Source organism: Streptomyces sp. NPDC032091 (assembly GCF_055580265.1).
In genome coordinates, this window is record NZ_JBVILR010000017.1 from 1 (window position 1) to 17,554 (window position 17,554).

Below are 17,554 nucleotides of genomic sequence, written 5' to 3' on the forward strand. Positions count from 1 at the left end.
AACGCGGCCGTGTCCGCGTTCTGGGCCGCGGAGCGGACCTGCGCGAACAAGATCCGCGCCCTGTACTGCGCCGCCCCCCTCGTCGCCGACGACGGGTCGCACGGGGCGAACATGTACGGCTACAAGGGCGAGGACCTCAACAAGGCGCAGGACCTCCCGTGGGGTTCGCAGCTGGAGGAGACCCACCGGGCGTGGGAGGTCGGCTACTGGGTCAAGTCCTTCGTGTGGGACGGACTGATCGTCGACGGGATCTGGGGCACCATCCGCGGTCTTGGCACCCTGGTCGGTGTCGACGGCTGGGACAAGGCCGGCCAGGCCTGGACGGGTCTGGCGAAACTCGCCACCGGTCTGGCGATCGCCTCCATGCCGGGAGTCGGGACGGCGTTTTGGATGGCCGACGACAAGGACCTCCCGTCCTGGATCCGTGACTCGCGGACCGCGGTGAAGGAGACCGGCAAGGCCCTGGTCGCCTGGGACGAGTGGGGCAAGAACCCCGCCCGCGCCGCGGGCGCGGTCACCTTCAACGTCCTGACCACCGTCTTCACCGGCGGCGCCGGGACCGCCGCGAAGGCCGGCACGGTCGCCAAGGTCATCAGCGTCGCCGGGAAGGCCGGCCGTCTCATCGACCCGATGACCTACATCGGCAAGGCCGGCTCCCTGGCCAAGGTCAAGGTCGGAGACCTGTTCGCGAACCTCGGCAAGGCCGACGGAGCCTTCCCGAAGATCACCGATGTGGTGTGGAAGGACCTGCCCAAGGCCGACCTGCCCGGGGTGAAGTTCCCCCACCCCGAGGACACCGTCCGCCTGCCCGACGACGCCCTGGGCCGCCCCCAGTTCTACGACAAGACCACCCACCAACTCCTCGACCACCAAGGCCTGCCCAAGCAGGACCTCACCTCCGTCCCCAAGGGCCCCGACCACCCCCTGGCCGAGGTCCCGAAGCGCGAGGACGTCACGGTCGGCGCACCCAAGCACCAGGAAGTCACTGTCGGCGGCCCCTCCCACACCGTCGAGGCCACCACCCACACCCCCGGCGGTACGGCCGGCCACACCCCCGGCGGCGCAGCGGACCACACCCCCGGCGGCACGGCCGCCCACACCCCCGGCGGGACCGCGGACCACACCCCGCACAACAGCCACACCGAACCCGGCGGCAACCCCACCACCCCCGGCCACGGCGGCACCGACACCACCCCCACCACCGGCGGCCACGGGGACACCACCCCCACCGGCGGCCACGGCGACGGTCCCTCCACCGGAGGCGGCGGCCACGGCGACGGCCCGGGCGCCGGGGGCGGCCACGGCGACGGCCCGTCCGTCCCCCACCAGGGCGACGGCCCGGGCGGCTCCCTCCCCGACTCCCCCCACGGCGGTCCCGGCGACGGCGTCCTCCCCGGCGGCTCCGAGCCCCGTCCGGACGGCGGCCGCTACATCGAGGAGCCCACCGCCGAGCACGTCAAGGCGGCGGAGTTCTACGACAAGGTCCGCGCCAACCCGGAGTCCCTCGACCTCGGCGCCATCTCCCACAACACCGGCATCAGCACGAAGGTGCTCGACAGCGTCCGCACCCACTTCTTCCTCACCGAGCACGTGGTACCCGAGGGGCCGGCCCTGTCGCGGCACGGCTACTTCACCCCGCGGAGCGACATCGCGGAGATCTGGGAGGCGGCGGGCAAGCGCGAGCTCACCCCCGAAGAGGCGACGAAGTTCGAGCGCTACATCGGGCACGAGTACGTCGAGAGCCGGCTCATGGAGGCCGGACTGCCCTACACCGTGGACGCCCCGCACCTGTGGGAGTCGTTCCAGAACGGCGACGGCCCGATCGAGTACTATCGCGACTTCCCCAGCAACCCTCACGACGCCGGCGCCCACGACCTCGCGTTGAACGAAGGCAGGGGCGGCTTCGGCCAGTGGGGCAGGGCAGGGTTCGACGTACCGGACGTCCACCTGGCGTCCGACCTGTCCAACATCGATGAAGTGGTGGCGGCTCTGAAGGACGAGCTGCGCGCGAAGGGAATCGAACTCAAGTGACCGCTCGAACGGCATCGGCCGTACTGGACCGTCTCCGCACCGTGGAGTGGGCGGGCGACTGGGACTCCGCGTTCGGGCACGTCAAGTCGCGCCGCGTGCTCTTCCGCGAGTACCTCCGCCGGGCGGCCGTGTGGTCGCAGGCGTACGCGGAGGCGGAAGCCGCCTGGCCCTTCTTCGACATCACCGCGCACGCGGCGCCCGACTTCCGCCTCCCTCCCGAAACGGACGCCGCACTCGCGGAACTCCTCGGCCGCCTCCCCAGCGGTGAGGTACGCGCCACCTGCTCCGGCGCCGTCCGCCTGGCGGCGCTCCGCACGCAGGACCCGGCCGCCTTCCCGGACCTCCCCGACCTGTACGAGCCGCTGGTCCTCTTCTACGAGCGCGGCGGCGAGTTCCTCCGCGAAAGCTCGGGCGCCCTCGACCTGACGGGCGTGAGCCTGCGCCTCGGCACCCCGGCGGGCTACCGCGGCAACCCGCCCGTCACGCTCCTCGGCGCCACCGTCCTCGACGCCCTCGACGCCGACGGCCGGACCACGTACTACACCGCGGAGGACGGCCAGGGCCCCCTCCTGAGGCGCCGCGCGCTGCGGGGCGAACAGCGGGACGAACTGTTCACCCGCGACCTGCGCTGGGAGCCGACCGACCTGATCCCGGCAGGCGAAACGGAGCTGAAGGAGGCGGGCCTGACCGAGCTCGACGAACTCAAGGCGGCCCGGCTCATCGGCGAGATCACGGCGACCGTCTCCCCATCGGACGACTGACCGCCTAGACCCCCACGACCCCGGCCGCGTACGTCGCCAGTCCCTCCCCCGTCTCCCCCGCCCAGCCCACGTAGCCGTCGGGCCGGACGAGGAACACCCCGTCGCCGTAGGCCCCGTACGACGGGATCCGTAGCGTCCGCGCGCCCGGCAGCTCCGCCGGGGTGCGGCGGGAGCCCACCACCAGCAGGGTCCAGTGCGTCCCCCGGTACGCGTCGAAGAGCCGGAGGCCGTCCGCGTCGCCGTCCGGGGCGCGGTCGCCGGCGCGCAGGGCTCCGGCGGGGAGGTCCGTGCGGGTCTCCACCGCCAGGGAGGAGCCCCGGTAGCCCAGGCCCAGCTGCTGCGTGGCCGCGCCGCGGCGGGCCTCGCCGCGGTGGATCCGGGTCGACAGGCCGAGCATGGCGGCGGCGACGGGCATCCGCTCCTCCTCGTACGTGTCGAGCAGCGACTCCGGCGCCCCGCCGCCCAGGACCGCGGCCAGCTTCCAGCCCAGGTTGTACGCGTCCTGCACGCTGGTGTTGAGCCCCTGTCCGCCCGCCGGCGAGTGCACGTGCGCGGCGTCCCCGGCGAGGAAGACCCGCCCCTCCCGGAACCGGTCGGCCAGCGCCGCCCGCGGCCGGAAGTCCGAGGCCCAGCGGACCTCCGTCACCTGCCCCGGGTCCAGGTGCGACCGGGCGGCGACGACCGCGCGCAGCCCTTCGAGGGACAGGTCGACCGCCGGGCCGGCGCCCTGCGGCAGCTGCGCGGTGACCTGGAAGTCGTCCGTCCCGGCGAGGGGGCAGAGGGCGAGGAAGCCCGCGCCGTCCGCGGCCGGGAAGATGTGCCAGTGGTCGCGGTCGAGGCCGTCGATGCGGACGTCGGCCACCAGGACCGGGTGCGGGTCGACCGTCTCGCCCGTCATCCCGATCCCGAGGAGCCGCCGCACGGTGGACCGCCCGCCGTCGGCGGCGACGACGTACCGGGCCCGTACGGGGGCACCGGTGGTGAACGCGGCCGTCACCCCGTCCGCGTCCTGCGCGATCCCGGTCAGCTCCCGGCCGAAGGCGACGCGCCCGCCCAGCTCGGTGAGGCGGGCGTGGAGGACCTCCTGGGTGCGCCACTGCGGCACCATCCACGGCTCGCGGTAGGGCGAGCCCTCCACCACGTCCGGCTCGTCCCACAGCGCCTGCTCGCCGAGCCGCTTCCCGTCCTGCCAGAGCATCCCCGTCGGGTACGGGCCTCCGGCGGCCCGGACGGCCGCGCCGACCCCGAGGTCGTCGAAGACCTCCAGGGTCCGCGGCTGGATCCCCTTGCCGCGCGACCCGGGGAACAGCCGGCCCTCCCGCTCCACGACGAGCGCCCGCACGCCCCGCCGCGCGAGGTCGACCCCGAGCGCGAGCCCGGCGGCCCCGGCCCCCACGACGAGCACGTCCGTATCCCTCATCGTTTCCGTGTCCATGACCCTGCCCCTTTTCCTTAACGGCGTTAAATTTCTCCTGCCCCGAGACTGCCCTTAACGGTGTTAAGCTGTCAAGCGTGTCCCCTCGCAACTCCCCGAAGCTCGACAAGAAGCAGGCGGTCGACACCTCCCTGCGCCTCCTCAACGAGGTCGGCCTCGACGGCCTCAGCCTGCGCGCCATCGCCAAGGAGCTGGACGTCCAGGCGCCCGCCCTCTACTGGCACTTCAAGAACAAGCAGGAGCTCCTCGACGAGATGGCCACGGAGATGTACCGCCGCATGACGGCGGACTTCCCCCTCTCCCCCGGCCTCTCCTGGCAGGACCGCCTGCTGACCGCCCACCGCGGCCTGCGCGCCGCCCTGCTCCGCTACCGCGACGGCGCGAAGGTACTCAGCGGCTCCCGCTTCACCGGCACCGAGCACGCGGTCGAGATGGAGGCGAACCTCCGCGCCTTCACCGAAGCCGGCTTCACCCTCCCCGAGGCCGTCCGCGCCACCACGACGGCGTACCTCTTCACCCTCGGCTTCGTCACGGAGGAACAGGGCGTCGAACCCCTCCCCGGCGAACGCCGCGAAGGCTTCGACGTCACCGAACGCGCCGCCCGCCTGGCCGAGTTCCCCCTCGCCGCCGAAGCCGGTGCCGACCTCTTCCAGGACTACGACCAGGGCTTCGAGGAGGGCCTCGCCCTGGTCATCGCGGGCATCGAGAAGCGGTACGGGCGATGAACGGAACGGCGTACGGCTTCCTCACGGCCGCCGCACCCGCCCCGGACGGCCTGACCGAGGCCCTGGCCGAGGCCTTCGCGATACCGGCGGCACGGGTCGACGTCGCCCCGGACGGGACGGTCGACGGCCGCACCTGGGACACCGCCCTGGTCACCTGCGAGTACGAGGTCCTCCGCGCCGGAGACCTGCGCGGCATGGTGCAGGTCTACGCCGTCCCGGCCGTCACCACGCCCCCCACCTCGGAGGAGCTCGCGGCCGTCCTGGCGCGTGCGTCGGGGACGCCGGTGCTGGTCGAATGGGGAACGGAACCATGGATCCGCAAGGTGTTCCTCCCGCACGGCGGAACCACGTACGCGGCCGTGGAAGACCTGGACCCGGACCCGGCCGCCGACCAGCCGTCCTTCCGCGTGCACGCCACCCAGACCGGCCTGGCCGCCTTCCCCGAGGCGGAGGTGAAGGACCTCCCCACCGCCGCCCGCGCGGCCCCCGCGACACCCCCCTCACCAACGCCCGGGTCACCCGATCCCTATGACTGTTCTCGTCGCAAGGCATGAGCTGCCCGACGGTCTGGGAAGCCGTGCCGAGGAGCTCGCCCGCAGCTGGGTCGGGGAGTTCGACACCCTGGGTGTGTAGGCCGGTCTACTGGAGGTGGATGCGGCCCGTCGGGTCCGGGGTGAGGGGGGTTGGGGTGGCGTCCTCGTAGAAGCACAGGGTGCCCAGGGGGGCGGGGGACGGGACGAGGTGGGGGGTCAGGGTCGTGAGGAACTCCTCCACGTCCTCCAGGACTTCGGCGTGGATCTCCTGGCGGGCCGTGAGGGTCCAGCCCTGGGGGGTGCGGGTGAGGTCGGCGGTACAGGTGCCGCCCACGCGGTACGCCGGGCCGCGCTCGGCCAGGACCCTGAAGGTGGTGTCCTCGTCCGCGCAGTCGTCCGGGTACGGCGTCAGGTGCTCGCGTACCAGCGCCAGGACCGGCTCCGGGGTGGAGGGGGCGAGGGTGAGGTCGAGGTGCAGGGCGTACAGGTCGGCCATGAGGGTGATGTTAGGGGCCGGGCGGAGGCGTGCGGCCTGTCCGGCGGTCAGCGCAGCCGGACCGGCAAGGTGCGCAGCCCGCGGTGGCGGGGGTTGCGCCACCACAGGGGGTGGGGTGCCGGGGTGGGGAGGGTGAGGGTCGGGTAGCGGGTCAGGAGGGTGGTGACGGCGACTTCGGCCTGGAGGCGGGCCAGGGGGGCGCCGAGGCAGTGGTGGATGCCGTGGCCGAAGGCCAGGTGGCCCGTCGCCGGGCGGGACGGGTCGAAGCGGTCCGGGTCGGGGAAGACGGCGGGGTCCCGGTTGGCCGACAGCAGGGCGATCTGTACGAAGTCCCCGGCGGGGATCACCGTGCCCCCGATCGTCACCGGCTCGGTGGCGTAGCGCATGGTGGCGATGGAGAACGGGCTTTCGTGGCGCAGGACTTCCTCGACGAAGGCGCCCGTGCGCGACGGGTCCGCGCGCAGTGCGGCCAGTTCCCCGGGGTGGGTGAGCAGGGCGTGGACGCCGCTGGAGATGAGGTTGGCGGTGGTCTGGTGACCGGCCGCCACCAGCAGGAAGCCCATGGAGGTGATCTCCGGATCGCTGAGCCGGTCGCCGTCGCCGCCGTCGCCGCCGTCGCCGCCGTCGCGGGCGTGGATCAGCGCGGTCAGCAGGTCGTCGCCGGGGTGGGCGCGCTTGTGGGCGATGAGGGCGCGGATGTGTCCGACCAGGGCCTCGGCGGTGGCGACGGAGACCTCGCCGTCGCCCTCCTCGCCGCTGAGCGTGGCGGCCCACGCCTCCAGGACGGGCCCGGCCCCCTCGGAGGCGCCGAGCAGGTCGAAGACCACGGCGAGGGGGAGGGGGACGGCGAAGTCCCGGACGAGGTCGACGCAGGGGCCACGGCCGTCCAGCCCATCCAGCCCGTCCAGCAGCCGGTTCACGTGCCCCTCGATCAACGGCCGCAGCCCCGCCACCCGGCGGCCCGTGAAGGCCTGCTGGACCAGTCTGCGCAGCCGGGTGTGGGCGGGCGGGTCGGAGTTGAGCATGTGGGCGGTCAGCGCCCGGCCCGGCCCCGGGCCCTCCTCGGAGCCGTCGCGGCGGTCGAAGGCCTCGGTCGCGGCGTTCTTGCTCAGCCGGGGATCGGCGAGGGCGGCCTTGCACGCGGCGTGCCCGGTGACCACCCAGCCCTCCAGCGGGGCCTCGCCCAGGATCCGCACCCGGTGCGCCCCGCCCTCCCGCTCCCGCCAGCGCCGGTAGGCGGGGTGGGGGTCCTGGAAGAAGGAGACCGGGACCTCCTCCACCCCGTCAGCGGACACTCCGCACCGCCCTCGTCACCCGTACCTCCTCCACCCCGAGGAGCCCGACGAGCGGCACCTTCGCCTTCCGCTGCGCGGGGTCGACCTCCAGCCCGGCGCCCCGGATCAGGTCCAGCAGCAGTTCGGCGAGCGGCATGACCATGTGCCGGCCCCAGCAGCGCTCGGAGGAGTGCCCGAAGGGCAGGTAGCCGGGGGCGGTCTCGGGGTCGAGGTGGTCCCACCGCGCGGGCAGGAACGCGTCGGGGTCCTCCCACAGGGCGGGGTCCCGGTGGGAGAGCAGGGGCAGGACGAGTACGTCGTCCCGGTCGCCGATGCGCGCGTCGAGGGCCCCGTACTCGGGTGAGGCGTGGCGCAGGATGTTCCAGGAGGGGGGCAGCAGTCGCGCGGCCTCGTGGAGGACGTTGCGGTGGGACGTGTTCCCGTCGAAGGGCGATCCCAGCCAGAGGGCGTTCGCGACGAGGGTGGAAACGGTGAAGCAGACGGGCGCGGCCGCCCTCCGGTAGATGCCCATCGCGTGACGCCGGTCCTGGTAGCCGTCCGCTTCCGCCAGCAGTCCGGCCATTCCGCTCGATGCCATTCCCGGTTTCCTCCGCCAGGGAAAGGCCGCACCGGCGACTATCACCGACCAGGTGAGTTTCGGCGTCAATTCGAGGTTCCGGCTCATCAGAATGCGCAGGCGGCGCGGATCGCCGCCGAGAATGAGGTCCCTCAGGAAAAGGTGCCCGGTGAGGGGCCACGGGCCGGTGAGGTCCACGCCCTTCGGCAGGGGACCTTCCAGGGCTTCCCGTACGTCCCGCCCGATGACCCGCATCACCGCGGCGGCCTCGTGGCGTTCGATCGACCGGCCGTGCAGCGGCTTGAAGGTGGGCCGTTCGGTCTCGGTGGCCCTGCGGGCGGCGAGGATCCCGTCGGCCAGGGCGTGGCCGGCGACGCCCATGGTGTCGGGCTCCAGGCGGAAGGCGTCCCGGCCCGTGTGCTCGCGGAGCAGGGCGGCGAGGCGGGGTGCGAACACCGTGGTCCGCGCGGCCGGGAGGGAGGAGAGGGGCATACGGGGCTCCGATGGGCCGTCGGTGTCGCCCCGGCCGGCGGACCGGCCGGGGCGGCTCTGCCGGTCTAGTACCAGAAGTACCAGGCGCTCTTCTTGAGGCTCTGCCGACCGGAAACGGCATTACGGATGGCGAAAAGCATCTTCATCGCCGTACCCCCTCTCCCATGGACGAGATGGCTTGTGGAGAATGCGCCGCCACCGTAGGCGCCCGTCTCGCCGCGAAACAACAAGGGCCGCGTCTTTATGTACGCTCCTACCAATGCGGCCCGCGTATTCCGGCCGTCCACGGCCGAGTTCACGCCGCATCGCGCCGAAAGCGCACCGGGGGGAGGCGCGCTCGCGTACGGACGACGGGACGCGCGCTCGCGTACGGACGGCGCGACCCGGGGCACGGCACGGACCGACACGGGCACGGACACGGCACCGGCCGGGAACCTGCGGGTGGCGGCGTGCGGCATGCACGCCCCGAGCGCGGCACGGCAGCCGCCACCCCACGACCCGCACTCGTCAAGGCACAGGACCCTTGGCGTCCCCTCGCGACGAATCGCTCATCACCAGGGTGATCAACAGGTGACGAACCGTCAACACCTCGTTAGAGGTACACGTGCGGTTCCCGCTTCAGTACGACTTTTTTCGGCGGTTTCGGTGACGCCCCGGGGCCCGTCGGCGCCTGCGCCACCGCCCGGTCGATCTCGCACCAGATGCGCTTGCCCGCGCCCTCGCGCTGCCAGCCCCACCGGTCCGCGAGTCCGTCCACCAGCTCCAGCCCGCGGCCGCCCGTGTCGTCCCCGGCGGCCTGCCGGCGGGCCGGGGCTCGGTCGCTGGCGTCGGCCACCTCCACCCGGACGCCCGGACCCCCGAAGAGCATCCGCAGGACGGCCGGACAGCCCGTGTGCACGACCGCGTTGGTGACGAGCTCGGAGATCAGCAGGATCAGCGTCTCGGCGAGCGGTTCGTCGTCCCCTATGCCGGACCCCGCGAGTCGGGACCGCGCCCACCGGCGCGCCCGTCCGACCTCGGCCGGGTCCGGTCCTACCTCCAGCTGTACCTGAAGCCCCTGCACCGCTCACACCATCCGAACCGGCGGACACTTCGCCTCGCGACAGGACGGGATCACCGAGTGTGATCCCCGTGCCGAGCAGCATGGTTGACGTACAGTCACCGCAACAAGCGCTTCGGGCATATTCCAGCGCGAAGAAGCAGGCGTGGTGCATACTGTGCGGCGCTCGTGCCGCTCAACCACTCGCATCGTGGGAGCGTACCGTGGCACACCCCCGCCTTCGGGCCGCATCGGGGCGTGCGAAGGACACAAACCGATATCAACTCTCCGTAATCGGACATGAGTCCCGCGCCGTCCCTCCCGTGCCCCTGTGTCACACGCTGCTACCCCATGGCCGGGCCCTCCTCCGCCGCCCACCCCGCGGCCGACTCCGCCGCCAGGCGGGCCGCCAGGAGCTCCTCCGCCTCCGCTGCCGTGTGCCACTGCTCCGCCCGCACCCACGCCCGCTTCAGGTGCAGGTGCACGTCCGCCTCCCAGGTGAAGCCCATCCCGCCGTGGACCTGGAGGCAGTCCCGGGCCCCCCGCACCGCCGCCTCGTCCGCGAGGAGCTTCGCCGCGGCGATCTCGGCCGCGTCACCGGTCACCGCCGCCGCGTACACCGCCGTACGGGCCACCTCGGCGCGCACCAGCATCTCCGCGCACAGGTGCTTGACGGCCTGGAAGGCCCCGATCGGCTGCCCGAACTGCTCGCGCTCCCCCGCGTGGCGCACCGCCAGCTCCACCGTACGCAACGCGCTGCCCAGCTGGAGCGCCGCCGTCAGCAGCGTGCCCGCCTCCCGGAACTCCGGCGGGAGCACCCCCGCGGACCGCCACAGCGGGGTCAGCGGGTCCACCGAGCGGACCGGCTCGCCGGCCGGGAGCCCCGGAGCGCCCAGGACGGCGTCCGCCTCCCCCAGGTAGGCCACCAGCGGCCCGCCCAGGTCGAAGGCCGTCACGACCGCCGAGCCGGACGCGGCCCCCGGGACCACTCCGGCCGCCAGGTGCGTCGCCACCAGGGGCCCGGGCAGCAGCGCCCGTCCGGCCTCCTCGAAGACGAGCACCGCCTCCGGCAGGCCCAGCCCCACCCCGCCCTCGGACTCCGGCAGCCGCAGGGAGAAGAACCCCGCCTCCCCCAGCTCCCGCCACAGCCGCCGGTCGACCACCGCCCCCGCACCCGGACCCGCCGCCGAAGCGGAAGCCGAAGCCGAAGCCGAAACCGAAGCCCCCGCCCCGGAGGCCACCGTCCCCGCCCCGGACGCCGCCGCCACCGACTCCCGCAGCGCCTCCCGCCCGTACCGCCCCGCGAGCAGTTGGCGGACGCCCGCCCGCAGGTCCCGCTGGTCCTCCGTCAGCCGGAAGTCCACGACCGCTCACCGCCCCTTCGGCAGGCCGAGGATCCGCTCGGCCACGATGTTCCGCTGGATCTGCGAGGTCCCCGCCGCGATCGTGTACGAGAGCGACGACAGCCGCTCCAGGGTCCACTCCTCCTCCAGCGACAGCGCCCCGGCCCCCAGTACCTCCGCGGCCGCGTCGTACAGCTCCTGCCGCGCGTGCGAATACGCCAGCTTGAAGACGCTGCCCCCGGTACCGGGGACCCCGCCGGAGCCCTGTGCCTCGCTGACGTTCCACTGCGTGAGCCGCCACAGCGCGCCGAACTCCCCGTACAGCCGGCCCAGCCGGCGCCGCAGGACCGGGTCGTCCCAGCGCCCGTTCGCCCGCGCCGCCCGGGCCAGCGCGCCCAGCGTCCGCCGGCAGGCGACGACCTCCCCGACGAAGGCGGTGCCCCGCTCGAAGGAGAGGGTCACCATCGTGACCCGCCACCCGTCGTTCTCCGCGCCGACCCGGTGGGCGACCGGCACCCGGACCTCGTCCAGGAACACCTCCGCGAACTCGGCCGACCCCGCCAGGGTGCGCAGCGGCCGGACCGTGACCCCGGGCGCGTCCATCGGCAGGGCCAGCCAGGAGATCCCCCGGTGCTTCGGTGCGGCCGGGTCCGTCCGTACGAGCAGCTCGCACCAGTCGGCGACCTCCGCGTGCGAGGTCCAGATCTTGGAGCCGGTGACCACGTACGCGTCCCCGTCGCGGACCGCCCTCGTCCGCAGGGCCGCCAGGTCGGAGCCGGCGCCCGGTTCGCTGAACCCCTGGCACCACACCTCCTCCCCGCGCAGCACCGGCGGCAGCCAGCGCGCCCGCTGCTCGGCGGTGCCCTCGGCGGCGATCGTCGGCCCGGCGTGCAGCAGTCCGACGAAGTTGGCGCCGACGTAGGGGGCGCCGGCGCGCTCGGTCTCCTCCAGGAAGATCAGGTGCTGGGTCGGGGTGGCGCCGCGCCCGCCGGCGTCGACGGGCCAGTGCAGGCCGGCGTACCCGGCGTCGTGGAGCCGGCGCTGCCAGCCGAGGTCGTAGGCGCGCCGTCCGGGCCAGTCGTCGGGCGAGGGCCTGGGCGGCAGCTCGGGCAGCACCTTGGCGAGCCACTCCCGCAGCCGCGCGCGGAACTCCTGCTCCTCCTCGGTGTGGGAGAGGTCCATGTCAGACCAGGTCCAGGCCGAGCATGCGGATGGCGTTGCCGCGCATCAGCTTGTACACGGTCTCGTCGTCCAGGCCCTTCACGTGGTCGAGGGCGACCTCCTTGGTGTGCGGGAAGGTCGAGTCGACGTGCGGGTAGTCGGTCTCGAAGGTGGCGTTGTCGCGGCCGACGACGTCCAGGGAGGCGATGCCGTGCTTGTCGCGGAAGAAGCAGCAGAAGATCTGCCGGTAGTAGTAGGTGGACGGCGGCTCGGGGATCAGGCCGCGGACCCCGCCCCAGGCGCGGTGCTCCTGCCAGACGTCGTCCGCGCGCTCCAGGGCGTACGGGATCCAACCCATCTGGCCCTCGCTGTAGGCGAGCTTCAGCGCCGGGAACCTCACCAGGACCCCGCTGAAGAGGAAGTCCATCATCGAGGCCATGGCGTTGTTGAAGCTGAGCGAGGCCTGGACGGCGGGCGGGGCGTCCGGGGAGGCGGCGGGCATCTGGGACGAGGACCCGATGTGCATGTTCACGACCGTGCCGGTCTCCTGGCAGACGGCGAAGAAGGGGTCCCAGTAGCCGGAGTGGATGGACGGCAGCCCCAGGTGGGTGGGGATCTCGGAGAAGGTCACGGCGCGCACCCCGCGGGCGGCGTTGCGGCGGATCTCGGCGACGGCGAGGTCGATGTCCCACAGCGGGATGATGCACAGCGGGATCAGCCGGCCGCCGCTGTCGCCGCACCACTCCTCGACCATCCAGTCGTTGTAGGCGCGCACGCAGGCGAGGGCGACCTCCTTGTCCTTGGCCTCGGCGAAGGTCTGCCCGCAGAAGCGCGGGAAGGTCGGGAAGCAGAGGGAGGCCTCGACGTGGTTGAGGTCCATGTCGAGGAGGCGCGCCTTGGGGTCCCAGCAGCCGCGGCGCATCTCCGCGCGGGTGATCCCCTCCAGGGTCATGTCGTCGCGGTCGAAGCCGACCGCGGCGATGTTGCGCTTGTACGGGAACTTCAGGTCCTCGTAGATCCACCAGTCGGCCGGCGGGCCGTCGGGGTCCATGGAGATCACGTACTTGCCGCCGGTGTACTCCAGCTCGCCGATGCCGGCGGTGAGGGGCCGGGGGCCGCGGTCGCGGTACTTCGCGGGCAGCCACACGTCGAAGAGGTGGGCCGGCTCGATCACGTGGTCGTCGACGCTGATGATCCGAGGCAGTTCCAGTGCCATGCGGGCTCCCCAATCTGATGGATCGTCAGAAACAAGCTAGCCCCGCCACCCCTGGACCGACAAGCGCCGGAGCCCTACGCTCTGCCCTTGATCTGACTCACCGTCAGCTGACGTGGGCGGGCGCGCCCAGGGGGAGGTCCGAGATGACGACGACGGACAGCGCGGCGACGGCCGTCGCCACGGAACTCGGCCGCTCCCGCACCCTCTGGGAGCTGATCTCCCGCCGCGCCGACCTCACCCCCGGCACCCCGGCCCTCATCGAGGCCGCCGAGCAGCCCGCCGCCGACCGCACCCTCACCTTCGGCGCCCTGCGCGACCGGGCCGAACGCGTCGCCGCCGGCCTCCACGACCGGGGCGTACGCCCCGGCACCGTCGTCGCCTGGCAGCTGCCGACCCGCATCGAGACGGTCCTGCTGTCGGCCGCCCTCGCCCGCCTCGGGGCCGTCCAGTCGCCCGTGATCCCCTTCTACCGCGACCGCGAGGTCGCCTTCGCCCTGCGCGAGTCCGGCGCCGAGTTCTTCGCCGTCCCCGGCACCTGGCGCGGCTTCGACCACACCGCGATGGCCGCCCGCCTCGGCGCGCGCGGGGTCTTCGAGGCGTACGGGGACCTGCCCGACGGCGACCCGGCCGTCCTGCCCCCGCCTCCCGCCGACGGGACCTCCGTCCGCTGGATCTACTGGACCTCCGGCACCACCTCCGACCCCAAGGGCGTCCTGCACACCGACCGCTCCCTGATCGCCGGCGGCTCCTGCCTCGCCCACGCCCTGCGCCTGTCCCCGTCCGACGTCGGCTCGATGGCCTTCCCGTACGCGCACATCGCCGGGCCCGACTACACCGTGATGCTGCTGCTGTACGGGTTCCCGGCGGTGCTCTTCGAGAAGTTCGCGATGCCCGGCGCACTGGACGGCTACCGCCGCCACCGCGTCACCATCGCCGGCGGCTCCACCGCCTTCTACTCCCTCTTCCTCGCCGAACAGCGCAAGGACCCCGGCACGCCCCTCCTTCCCAGCCTGCGCCTGCTCGCGGGCGGCGGCGCCCCCAAACCGCCGGAGATCTACCACGCGGTGGTGCGCGAACTGGGCTGCCGGCTCACCCACGGATACGGCATGACCGAGGTCCCGATGATCACCATGGGCTCCCCGGACGACACCCCCGAGAACCTCGCCACCACCGAGGGCCGCCCCCCGGAGGGCATGTCCATCCGCATCACCACCCCCGACGGCACCCCCCTGCCCGCCGGCACGGACGGCGAGGTCCGCCTGCGCGGCGAAGCCGTCTGCCAGGGGTACCTGAACCAGAAGGACACCGCCGGGGTCTTCGACGCCGACGGCTACCTGATCACCGGCGACCTCGGCCACCTCACCCCGTCGGGCCACCTGGTCCTCACCGGCCGCAGCAAGGACGTGATCATCCGCAAGGGCGAGAACATCTCGGCGAAGGAGATCGAGGACCTCCTCCACCAGCTCCCCGGCGTCGGCGACGTGGCCGTCATCGGCCTTCCCGACGAGGAGCGCGGCGAACGCGTCTGCGCCGTGGTCGAGCAGCCCGCGGGCGCGGCCCCGCTGACCCTGCCCCAGGTGACCGCCCACCTCCGCGCCCAGGGCCTGTCCCCGTACAAGCTCCCCGAACAGCTGGAGCTGGTCGACACCCTGCCGCGCAACGACGCCCTGCGCAAGGTCCTCAAGTACCGCCTGCGCGAGCGCTATTCCTGAGTCCGGTCCCACCCCGTGCGCGGCTCCGGTGCGCCGGAGCCGCGCCTGCGCCTGCGCCTGCGCCTGCGCCTACAGACGGCTCAGCGACGCCGCCGCGAACAGGACGTCGCGGATCGCCTCCCGGTCGCCGGTCTGGCCGACCGCCGCGTCCTCCGGGGAGATGTGCCCGGCGGCCAGCTGGCAGAACTCCAGGCCGTCCAGCGCGACCTCCGCCACCGTGTGCTCCCGCGAGGGTTTCGCCGCCGGGGAGTCCAGGGCGATGTCCCAGCCGCCCCCGCCCACGCCCTCGATCTCCAGGTGCAGGGTGCGGCCCGGAGCCCCCGCCGCGACCAGCCCGCGCGCCGGGGCCGCCAGGCCCGAGCGGCGGCGGCCGGCCAGGGCGCCGGGCAGCAGCCGGGCCGCGAGGTCGATCATGCGGTGCAGGTGCGGTCCGGACGGCGGCTCGTACGGGTAGTCCACCGCCTCCGCGATGTCCCAGGCGTGCACCCAGCACTCGAAGGCGCGCTCCAGGAAGGCGTCCCCGAGGGGCAGCGCGAACGCCCCGTAGTCCACGGACAGCTCGGCCACGCCCCGGCCGGCGAAGGAGACCGTACGCACCAGGGTGTGCCCCTGCTCCCGCCAGGGTTCGCGGACCTTCCGGGTCACCGGTGCGGTGGGGGAGTTCCAGAAGTGCTCGGTGCGGCCGGTGGGACCGCCCGGCGGTGCCTGCGGGCCGAGCGGGTCGTCCAGGCCCAGCGCGGTGGCGACGAGCCCGTCGACCGTGAGCAGGTGTCCGATCACCCCCGCCACCGTCGTGCGGTGGCTGCGCCGGCGTTCCTCCTCGAACCACTTGAGCCGCACCGGGGTGTCCCATTCCGAGTCCCCGAAGTCGCGCAGCAGGGCGTCCAGCCGCGCGGTCTCCGTGTCGTACGGGTTCGCCCACACCGGGACGGGGATGCGCGCCGGGCGCTTGCCCAGGCAGTCCTCCAGCACCCGCGAGCGCAGCAGCGGCTTCAGGTCGAGGCTCTCCTCCGGGTGCAGCAGCCCGACCGCGTCGCGCAGCCGCAGCGCCTCCTCGGCGCAGGGCGCGCACTCGGTGAGGTGGTCCTCGACGGCCTGGGTCTCCTCGGCGGAGCAGGCGGCCAGCGCCCAAGCCCCGAGCAGGGACTTCAGTACGGCGTGCGAGGGCGGCGCGGGCGGCAGGACCTCGGGGGCCCGGAGGTCGTCACCGGCCGCGCGCGGCCCCGGTATCAGCGCGGGTCCGCCCGCCGGGGGCTCGTACGCGCCGTCGGGGGAGTCATCGGTGGGTCCGGTCATCGGGTGGTTCCGTATCCGCGTGGGCCGTATCCGGGCGGGGCGGGGTCCTCCCTCGGGAGGACGTTGGCGGTCGACAGCAGCTGGAGCCCGAGGCGCAGCCGGCGCCGCGCCTCGTCCTCGCTGATCTGCAGGTCGGCGGCGGCCTGCCGGTAGTCGCGGCGCTTGAAGTACGCGAGTTCCAGGGCGGCCCGCAGGGGCGCGGGCATGGAGGTGACGATGTAGTCGGCGCGGGCGGCGGCGTTGGCGCTGCGCACCTTCTGTTCGAGTTCCTCGCGCGAGCCCCGGCCGAGTTCGGCCTGGCGCAGCCGGGCGACGGCCTGGCCCTGGGTGATCCGGGCGACCCAGGAGCGCATGGAGCCCTGCTTGGGGTCGTAGGCGTCGGGGTTCTCCCAGATGTAGCCGAACACCTCGCGGGTGATGCGGTCGGCGGCCTTCTCGTCGCCGAGCACCCGGTGGGCGAGGCTGTGCACGAGCGAGGCGAACCGGTCGTAGAGCTCCCCGAGGGCGGCGGCCTCACCACGGGCGAGACGCTGCTGCATGCGGCGGTCCCAGCGCGGTGGAACGTCCTTCGCCATGGTGCCTCCAGCCGTGTGTCGACCCGTCAAATGTAGTCGCCACCGGCCGGAGCGCGCCTGTTTTGGGGGAACCTCCCCCGTAAGCGCGCACCCCGTGCTAGCGGATCCGCCCTTCGGTCCTCCGCACACGCGTACGCGCCCCGCCGCGCTCCCCGTGCGCGGGTTCGATGCGGCCACCTCGTTGACCGCTCGGCTTAACGCGCAGGCCATCGAGGCCTTACGCTCCTGCCTGTCTTGATCTGCACCTCAAACGCACCCCAACGCACATGTGAAGGCGGAACGCCGCATATGGACAGCGCAGAGTACGAGCGCAAGATCGCCTCCCGATTCGCCACCTTCGACCAGGACGGATCCGGCTACATCGACCGCGAGGACTTCAGTACGGCCGCCAGGGCGGTGCTGGCCGAATTCGGTGTCACCGCCCGCTCGGACCGGGGCCAGGCCGTGTTCGCCGGCGCCGAGGCGTTCTGGCAGGGCATGGCGGGCATCGCCGACGTGGACGGCGACCAGCGCGTGTCCCGCGAGGAGTTCGTCACGGGTGCGGCGAAGCGGCTGCGGGACAACCCGAAGCGGTTCGCGGAGATCGCCCGGCCGTTCCTCGCGGCGGTGGTCGCGGTGGCGGACGAGACCGGCACGGGCGCGACCCCGGAGGCGGCGGCCCGCGTCCTGCGCGTCCTGGGCACCGCCCCGGACCTGGCGGTCCACGTGGCCGCGGCCCTGGACGCGGATGGCGACGGCCGCATCGGCGAGGAGGAGATCCTCACCGCCTTCGCCGCGTACTGCGGCGTCGACCCGGACGCCTGACACGGCCCGCGCCGGGGGGGGGGGGGGGGGGGGAGGAAGGGAGAGGAAGGGGGGGGGAGGAGGCAAGGGGAAAAGGGAACACGC

Annotated in this window: 17 protein-coding genes; 6 read left to right on the top strand and 11 right to left on the bottom strand. The window is 73.4% G+C overall.

The window, feature by feature from the left end:
• A partial coding sequence (locus ACZ5NJ_RS25095; RefSeq protein ID WP_468767446.1) for a hypothetical protein occupies positions 1 to 2,031 on the top strand: 2,031 nt, incomplete at its 5' end.
• Positions 2,028 to 2,792, top strand: a complete 765-nt coding sequence (locus tag ACZ5NJ_RS25100) for a hypothetical protein (RefSeq protein WP_468767447.1) — start codon at positions 2,028 to 2,030, stop codon at positions 2,790 to 2,792. The genes ACZ5NJ_RS25095 and ACZ5NJ_RS25100, both read left to right, overlap by 4 nt.
• 4 nt (positions 2,793 to 2,796) lie before the next feature.
• On the opposite strand, the gene ACZ5NJ_RS25105 is transcribed toward ACZ5NJ_RS25100, so the two are convergent.
• Positions 2,797 to 4,227, bottom strand: coding sequence for an FAD-dependent monooxygenase (locus ACZ5NJ_RS25105; protein ID WP_468767448.1), 1,431 nt, complete (start codon positions 4,225 to 4,227; stop codon positions 2,797 to 2,799).
• Positions 4,228 to 4,304: 77 nt separating this feature from the next.
• Between ACZ5NJ_RS25105 and ACZ5NJ_RS25110 the strand changes: the two genes are divergently transcribed.
• A complete protein-coding gene (locus tag ACZ5NJ_RS25110) occupies positions 4,305 to 4,952 on the top strand; it encodes a TetR/AcrR family transcriptional regulator C-terminal domain-containing protein (protein WP_468767449.1) in 648 nt (215 codons plus the stop codon).
• Complete coding sequence (locus ACZ5NJ_RS25115) at positions 4,949 to 5,506, top strand: hypothetical protein (protein WP_468767450.1); 558 nt, start codon at positions 4,949 to 4,951, stop codon at positions 5,504 to 5,506. Before ACZ5NJ_RS25110 ends, ACZ5NJ_RS25115 begins: the two co-directional genes overlap by 4 nt.
• 85 nt (positions 5,507 to 5,591) lie before the next feature.
• Here the strand turns inward: ACZ5NJ_RS25115 and ACZ5NJ_RS25120 are convergent, their stop codons facing one another.
• The 8 genes from ACZ5NJ_RS25120 to ACZ5NJ_RS25155 all read right to left on the bottom strand — a co-directional run bounded on the left by ACZ5NJ_RS25120 (position 5,592) and on the right by ACZ5NJ_RS25155 (position 13,083).
• A complete protein-coding gene (locus ACZ5NJ_RS25120) occupies positions 5,592 to 5,981 on the bottom strand; it encodes a hypothetical protein (protein ID WP_468767451.1) in 390 nt (129 codons plus the stop codon).
• A gap of 47 nt (positions 5,982 to 6,028) precedes the next feature.
• Positions 6,029 to 7,276 (bottom strand): cytochrome P450 family protein, encoded by a 1,248-nt coding sequence (locus ACZ5NJ_RS25125; protein ID WP_468767452.1) that lies wholly within the window; start codon positions 7,274 to 7,276, stop codon positions 6,029 to 6,031.
• Entirely contained in the window at positions 7,266 to 8,324 is a 1,059-nt protein-coding gene (locus tag ACZ5NJ_RS25130) for a cytochrome P450 (RefSeq protein WP_468767453.1), read from the bottom strand. The genes ACZ5NJ_RS25125 and ACZ5NJ_RS25130 overlap by 11 nt, the downstream gene beginning before the upstream one ends.
• A gap of 65 nt (positions 8,325 to 8,389) precedes the next feature.
• Complete coding sequence (locus ACZ5NJ_RS25135) at positions 8,390 to 8,782, bottom strand: tryptorubin family RiPP precursor (RefSeq protein ID WP_468767454.1); 393 nt, start codon at positions 8,780 to 8,782, stop codon at positions 8,390 to 8,392.
• Positions 8,783 to 8,916: 134 nt separating this feature from the next.
• Positions 8,917 to 9,387 carry an ATP-binding protein gene (locus ACZ5NJ_RS25140; RefSeq protein ID WP_468767455.1) on the bottom strand — a complete coding sequence of 157 codons (471 nt, stop codon included), beginning with the start codon at positions 9,385 to 9,387 and terminating at the stop codon, positions 8,917 to 8,919.
• Positions 9,388 to 9,707: 320 nt separating this feature from the next.
• Positions 9,708 to 10,727 (bottom strand): acyl-CoA dehydrogenase family protein, encoded by a 1,020-nt coding sequence (locus ACZ5NJ_RS25145; RefSeq protein ID WP_468767456.1) that lies wholly within the window; start codon positions 10,725 to 10,727, stop codon positions 9,708 to 9,710.
• 6 nt (positions 10,728 to 10,733) lie between these two features.
• Positions 10,734 to 11,888 carry an acyl-CoA dehydrogenase family protein gene (locus ACZ5NJ_RS25150; protein WP_468767457.1) on the bottom strand — a complete coding sequence of 385 codons (1,155 nt, stop codon included), beginning with the start codon at positions 11,886 to 11,888 and terminating at the stop codon, positions 10,734 to 10,736.
• A 1-nt stretch (position 11,889) separates the two neighbouring features.
• Positions 11,890 to 13,083: an amidohydrolase family protein gene (locus ACZ5NJ_RS25155; protein WP_468767458.1), complete on the bottom strand. Its 1,194-nt coding sequence runs from the start codon at positions 13,081 to 13,083 to the stop codon at positions 11,890 to 11,892.
• Between the two features lie 143 nt (positions 13,084 to 13,226).
• Here ACZ5NJ_RS25155 and ACZ5NJ_RS25160 point away from each other — a divergent pair, with 143 nt between their 5' ends.
• Positions 13,227 to 14,795, top strand: a complete 1,569-nt coding sequence (locus ACZ5NJ_RS25160; RefSeq protein ID WP_468767459.1) for a class I adenylate-forming enzyme family protein — start codon at positions 13,227 to 13,229, stop codon at positions 14,793 to 14,795.
• Positions 14,796 to 14,864: 69 nt separating this feature from the next.
• On the opposite strand, the gene ACZ5NJ_RS25165 is transcribed toward ACZ5NJ_RS25160, so the two are convergent.
• Together ACZ5NJ_RS25165 and ACZ5NJ_RS25170 are read right to left on the bottom strand one after the other, a co-directional pair.
• Positions 14,865 to 16,091, bottom strand: coding sequence for a zf-HC2 domain-containing protein (locus ACZ5NJ_RS25165; protein WP_468767460.1), 1,227 nt, complete (start codon positions 16,089 to 16,091; stop codon positions 14,865 to 14,867).
• The gene (locus tag ACZ5NJ_RS25170; RefSeq protein ID WP_079429140.1) at positions 16,088 to 16,666 is read right to left on the bottom strand and encodes a sigma-70 family RNA polymerase sigma factor; all 579 of its coding nucleotides are present in this window, start codon (positions 16,664 to 16,666) and stop codon (positions 16,088 to 16,090) included. The genes ACZ5NJ_RS25165 and ACZ5NJ_RS25170 overlap by 4 nt, the downstream gene beginning before the upstream one ends.
• 288 nt (positions 16,667 to 16,954) lie before the next feature.
• Between ACZ5NJ_RS25170 and ACZ5NJ_RS25175 the strand changes: the two genes are divergently transcribed.
• Positions 16,955 to 17,470, top strand: coding sequence for an EF-hand domain-containing protein (locus tag ACZ5NJ_RS25175; protein ID WP_468767461.1), 516 nt, complete (start codon positions 16,955 to 16,957; stop codon positions 17,468 to 17,470).
• Positions 17,471 to 17,554 lie beyond the last annotated feature (84 nt).

Bases quoted from the DNA above. Each gene is read 5' to 3' on its own strand.
- ACZ5NJ_RS25105 (WP_468767448.1), bottom strand. From the start codon at position 4,227: ATGGACACGGAAACGATGAGGGATACGGACGTGCTCGTCGTGGGGGCC.
- ACZ5NJ_RS25175 (WP_468767461.1), top strand. From the start codon at position 16,955: ATGGACAGCGCAGAGTACGAGCGCAAGATCGCCTCCCGATTCGCCACC.
- ACZ5NJ_RS25160 (WP_468767459.1), top strand. From the start codon at position 13,227: ATGACGACGACGGACAGCGCGGCGACGGCCGTCGCCACGGAACTCGGC.
- ACZ5NJ_RS25135 (WP_468767454.1), bottom strand. From the start codon at position 8,782: ATGCCGCACGCCGCCACCCGCAGGTTCCCGGCCGGTGCCGTGTCCGTG.
- ACZ5NJ_RS25165 (WP_468767460.1), bottom strand. From the start codon at position 16,091: ATGACCGGACCCACCGATGACTCCCCCGACGGCGCGTACGAGCCCCCG.
- ACZ5NJ_RS25115 (WP_468767450.1), top strand. From the start codon at position 4,949: ATGAACGGAACGGCGTACGGCTTCCTCACGGCCGCCGCACCCGCCCCG.
- ACZ5NJ_RS25155 (WP_468767458.1), bottom strand. From the start codon at position 13,083: ATGGCACTGGAACTGCCTCGGATCATCAGCGTCGACGACCACGTGATC.
- ACZ5NJ_RS25120 (WP_468767451.1), bottom strand. From the start codon at position 5,981: ATGGCCGACCTGTACGCCCTGCACCTCGACCTCACCCTCGCCCCCTCC.
- ACZ5NJ_RS25130 (WP_468767453.1), bottom strand. From the start codon at position 8,324: ATGCCCCTCTCCTCCCTCCCGGCCGCGCGGACCACGGTGTTCGCACCC.
- ACZ5NJ_RS25170 (WP_079429140.1), bottom strand. From the start codon at position 16,666: ATGGCGAAGGACGTTCCACCGCGCTGGGACCGCCGCATGCAGCAGCGT.
- ACZ5NJ_RS25150 (WP_468767457.1), bottom strand. From the start codon at position 11,888: ATGGACCTCTCCCACACCGAGGAGGAGCAGGAGTTCCGCGCGCGGCTG.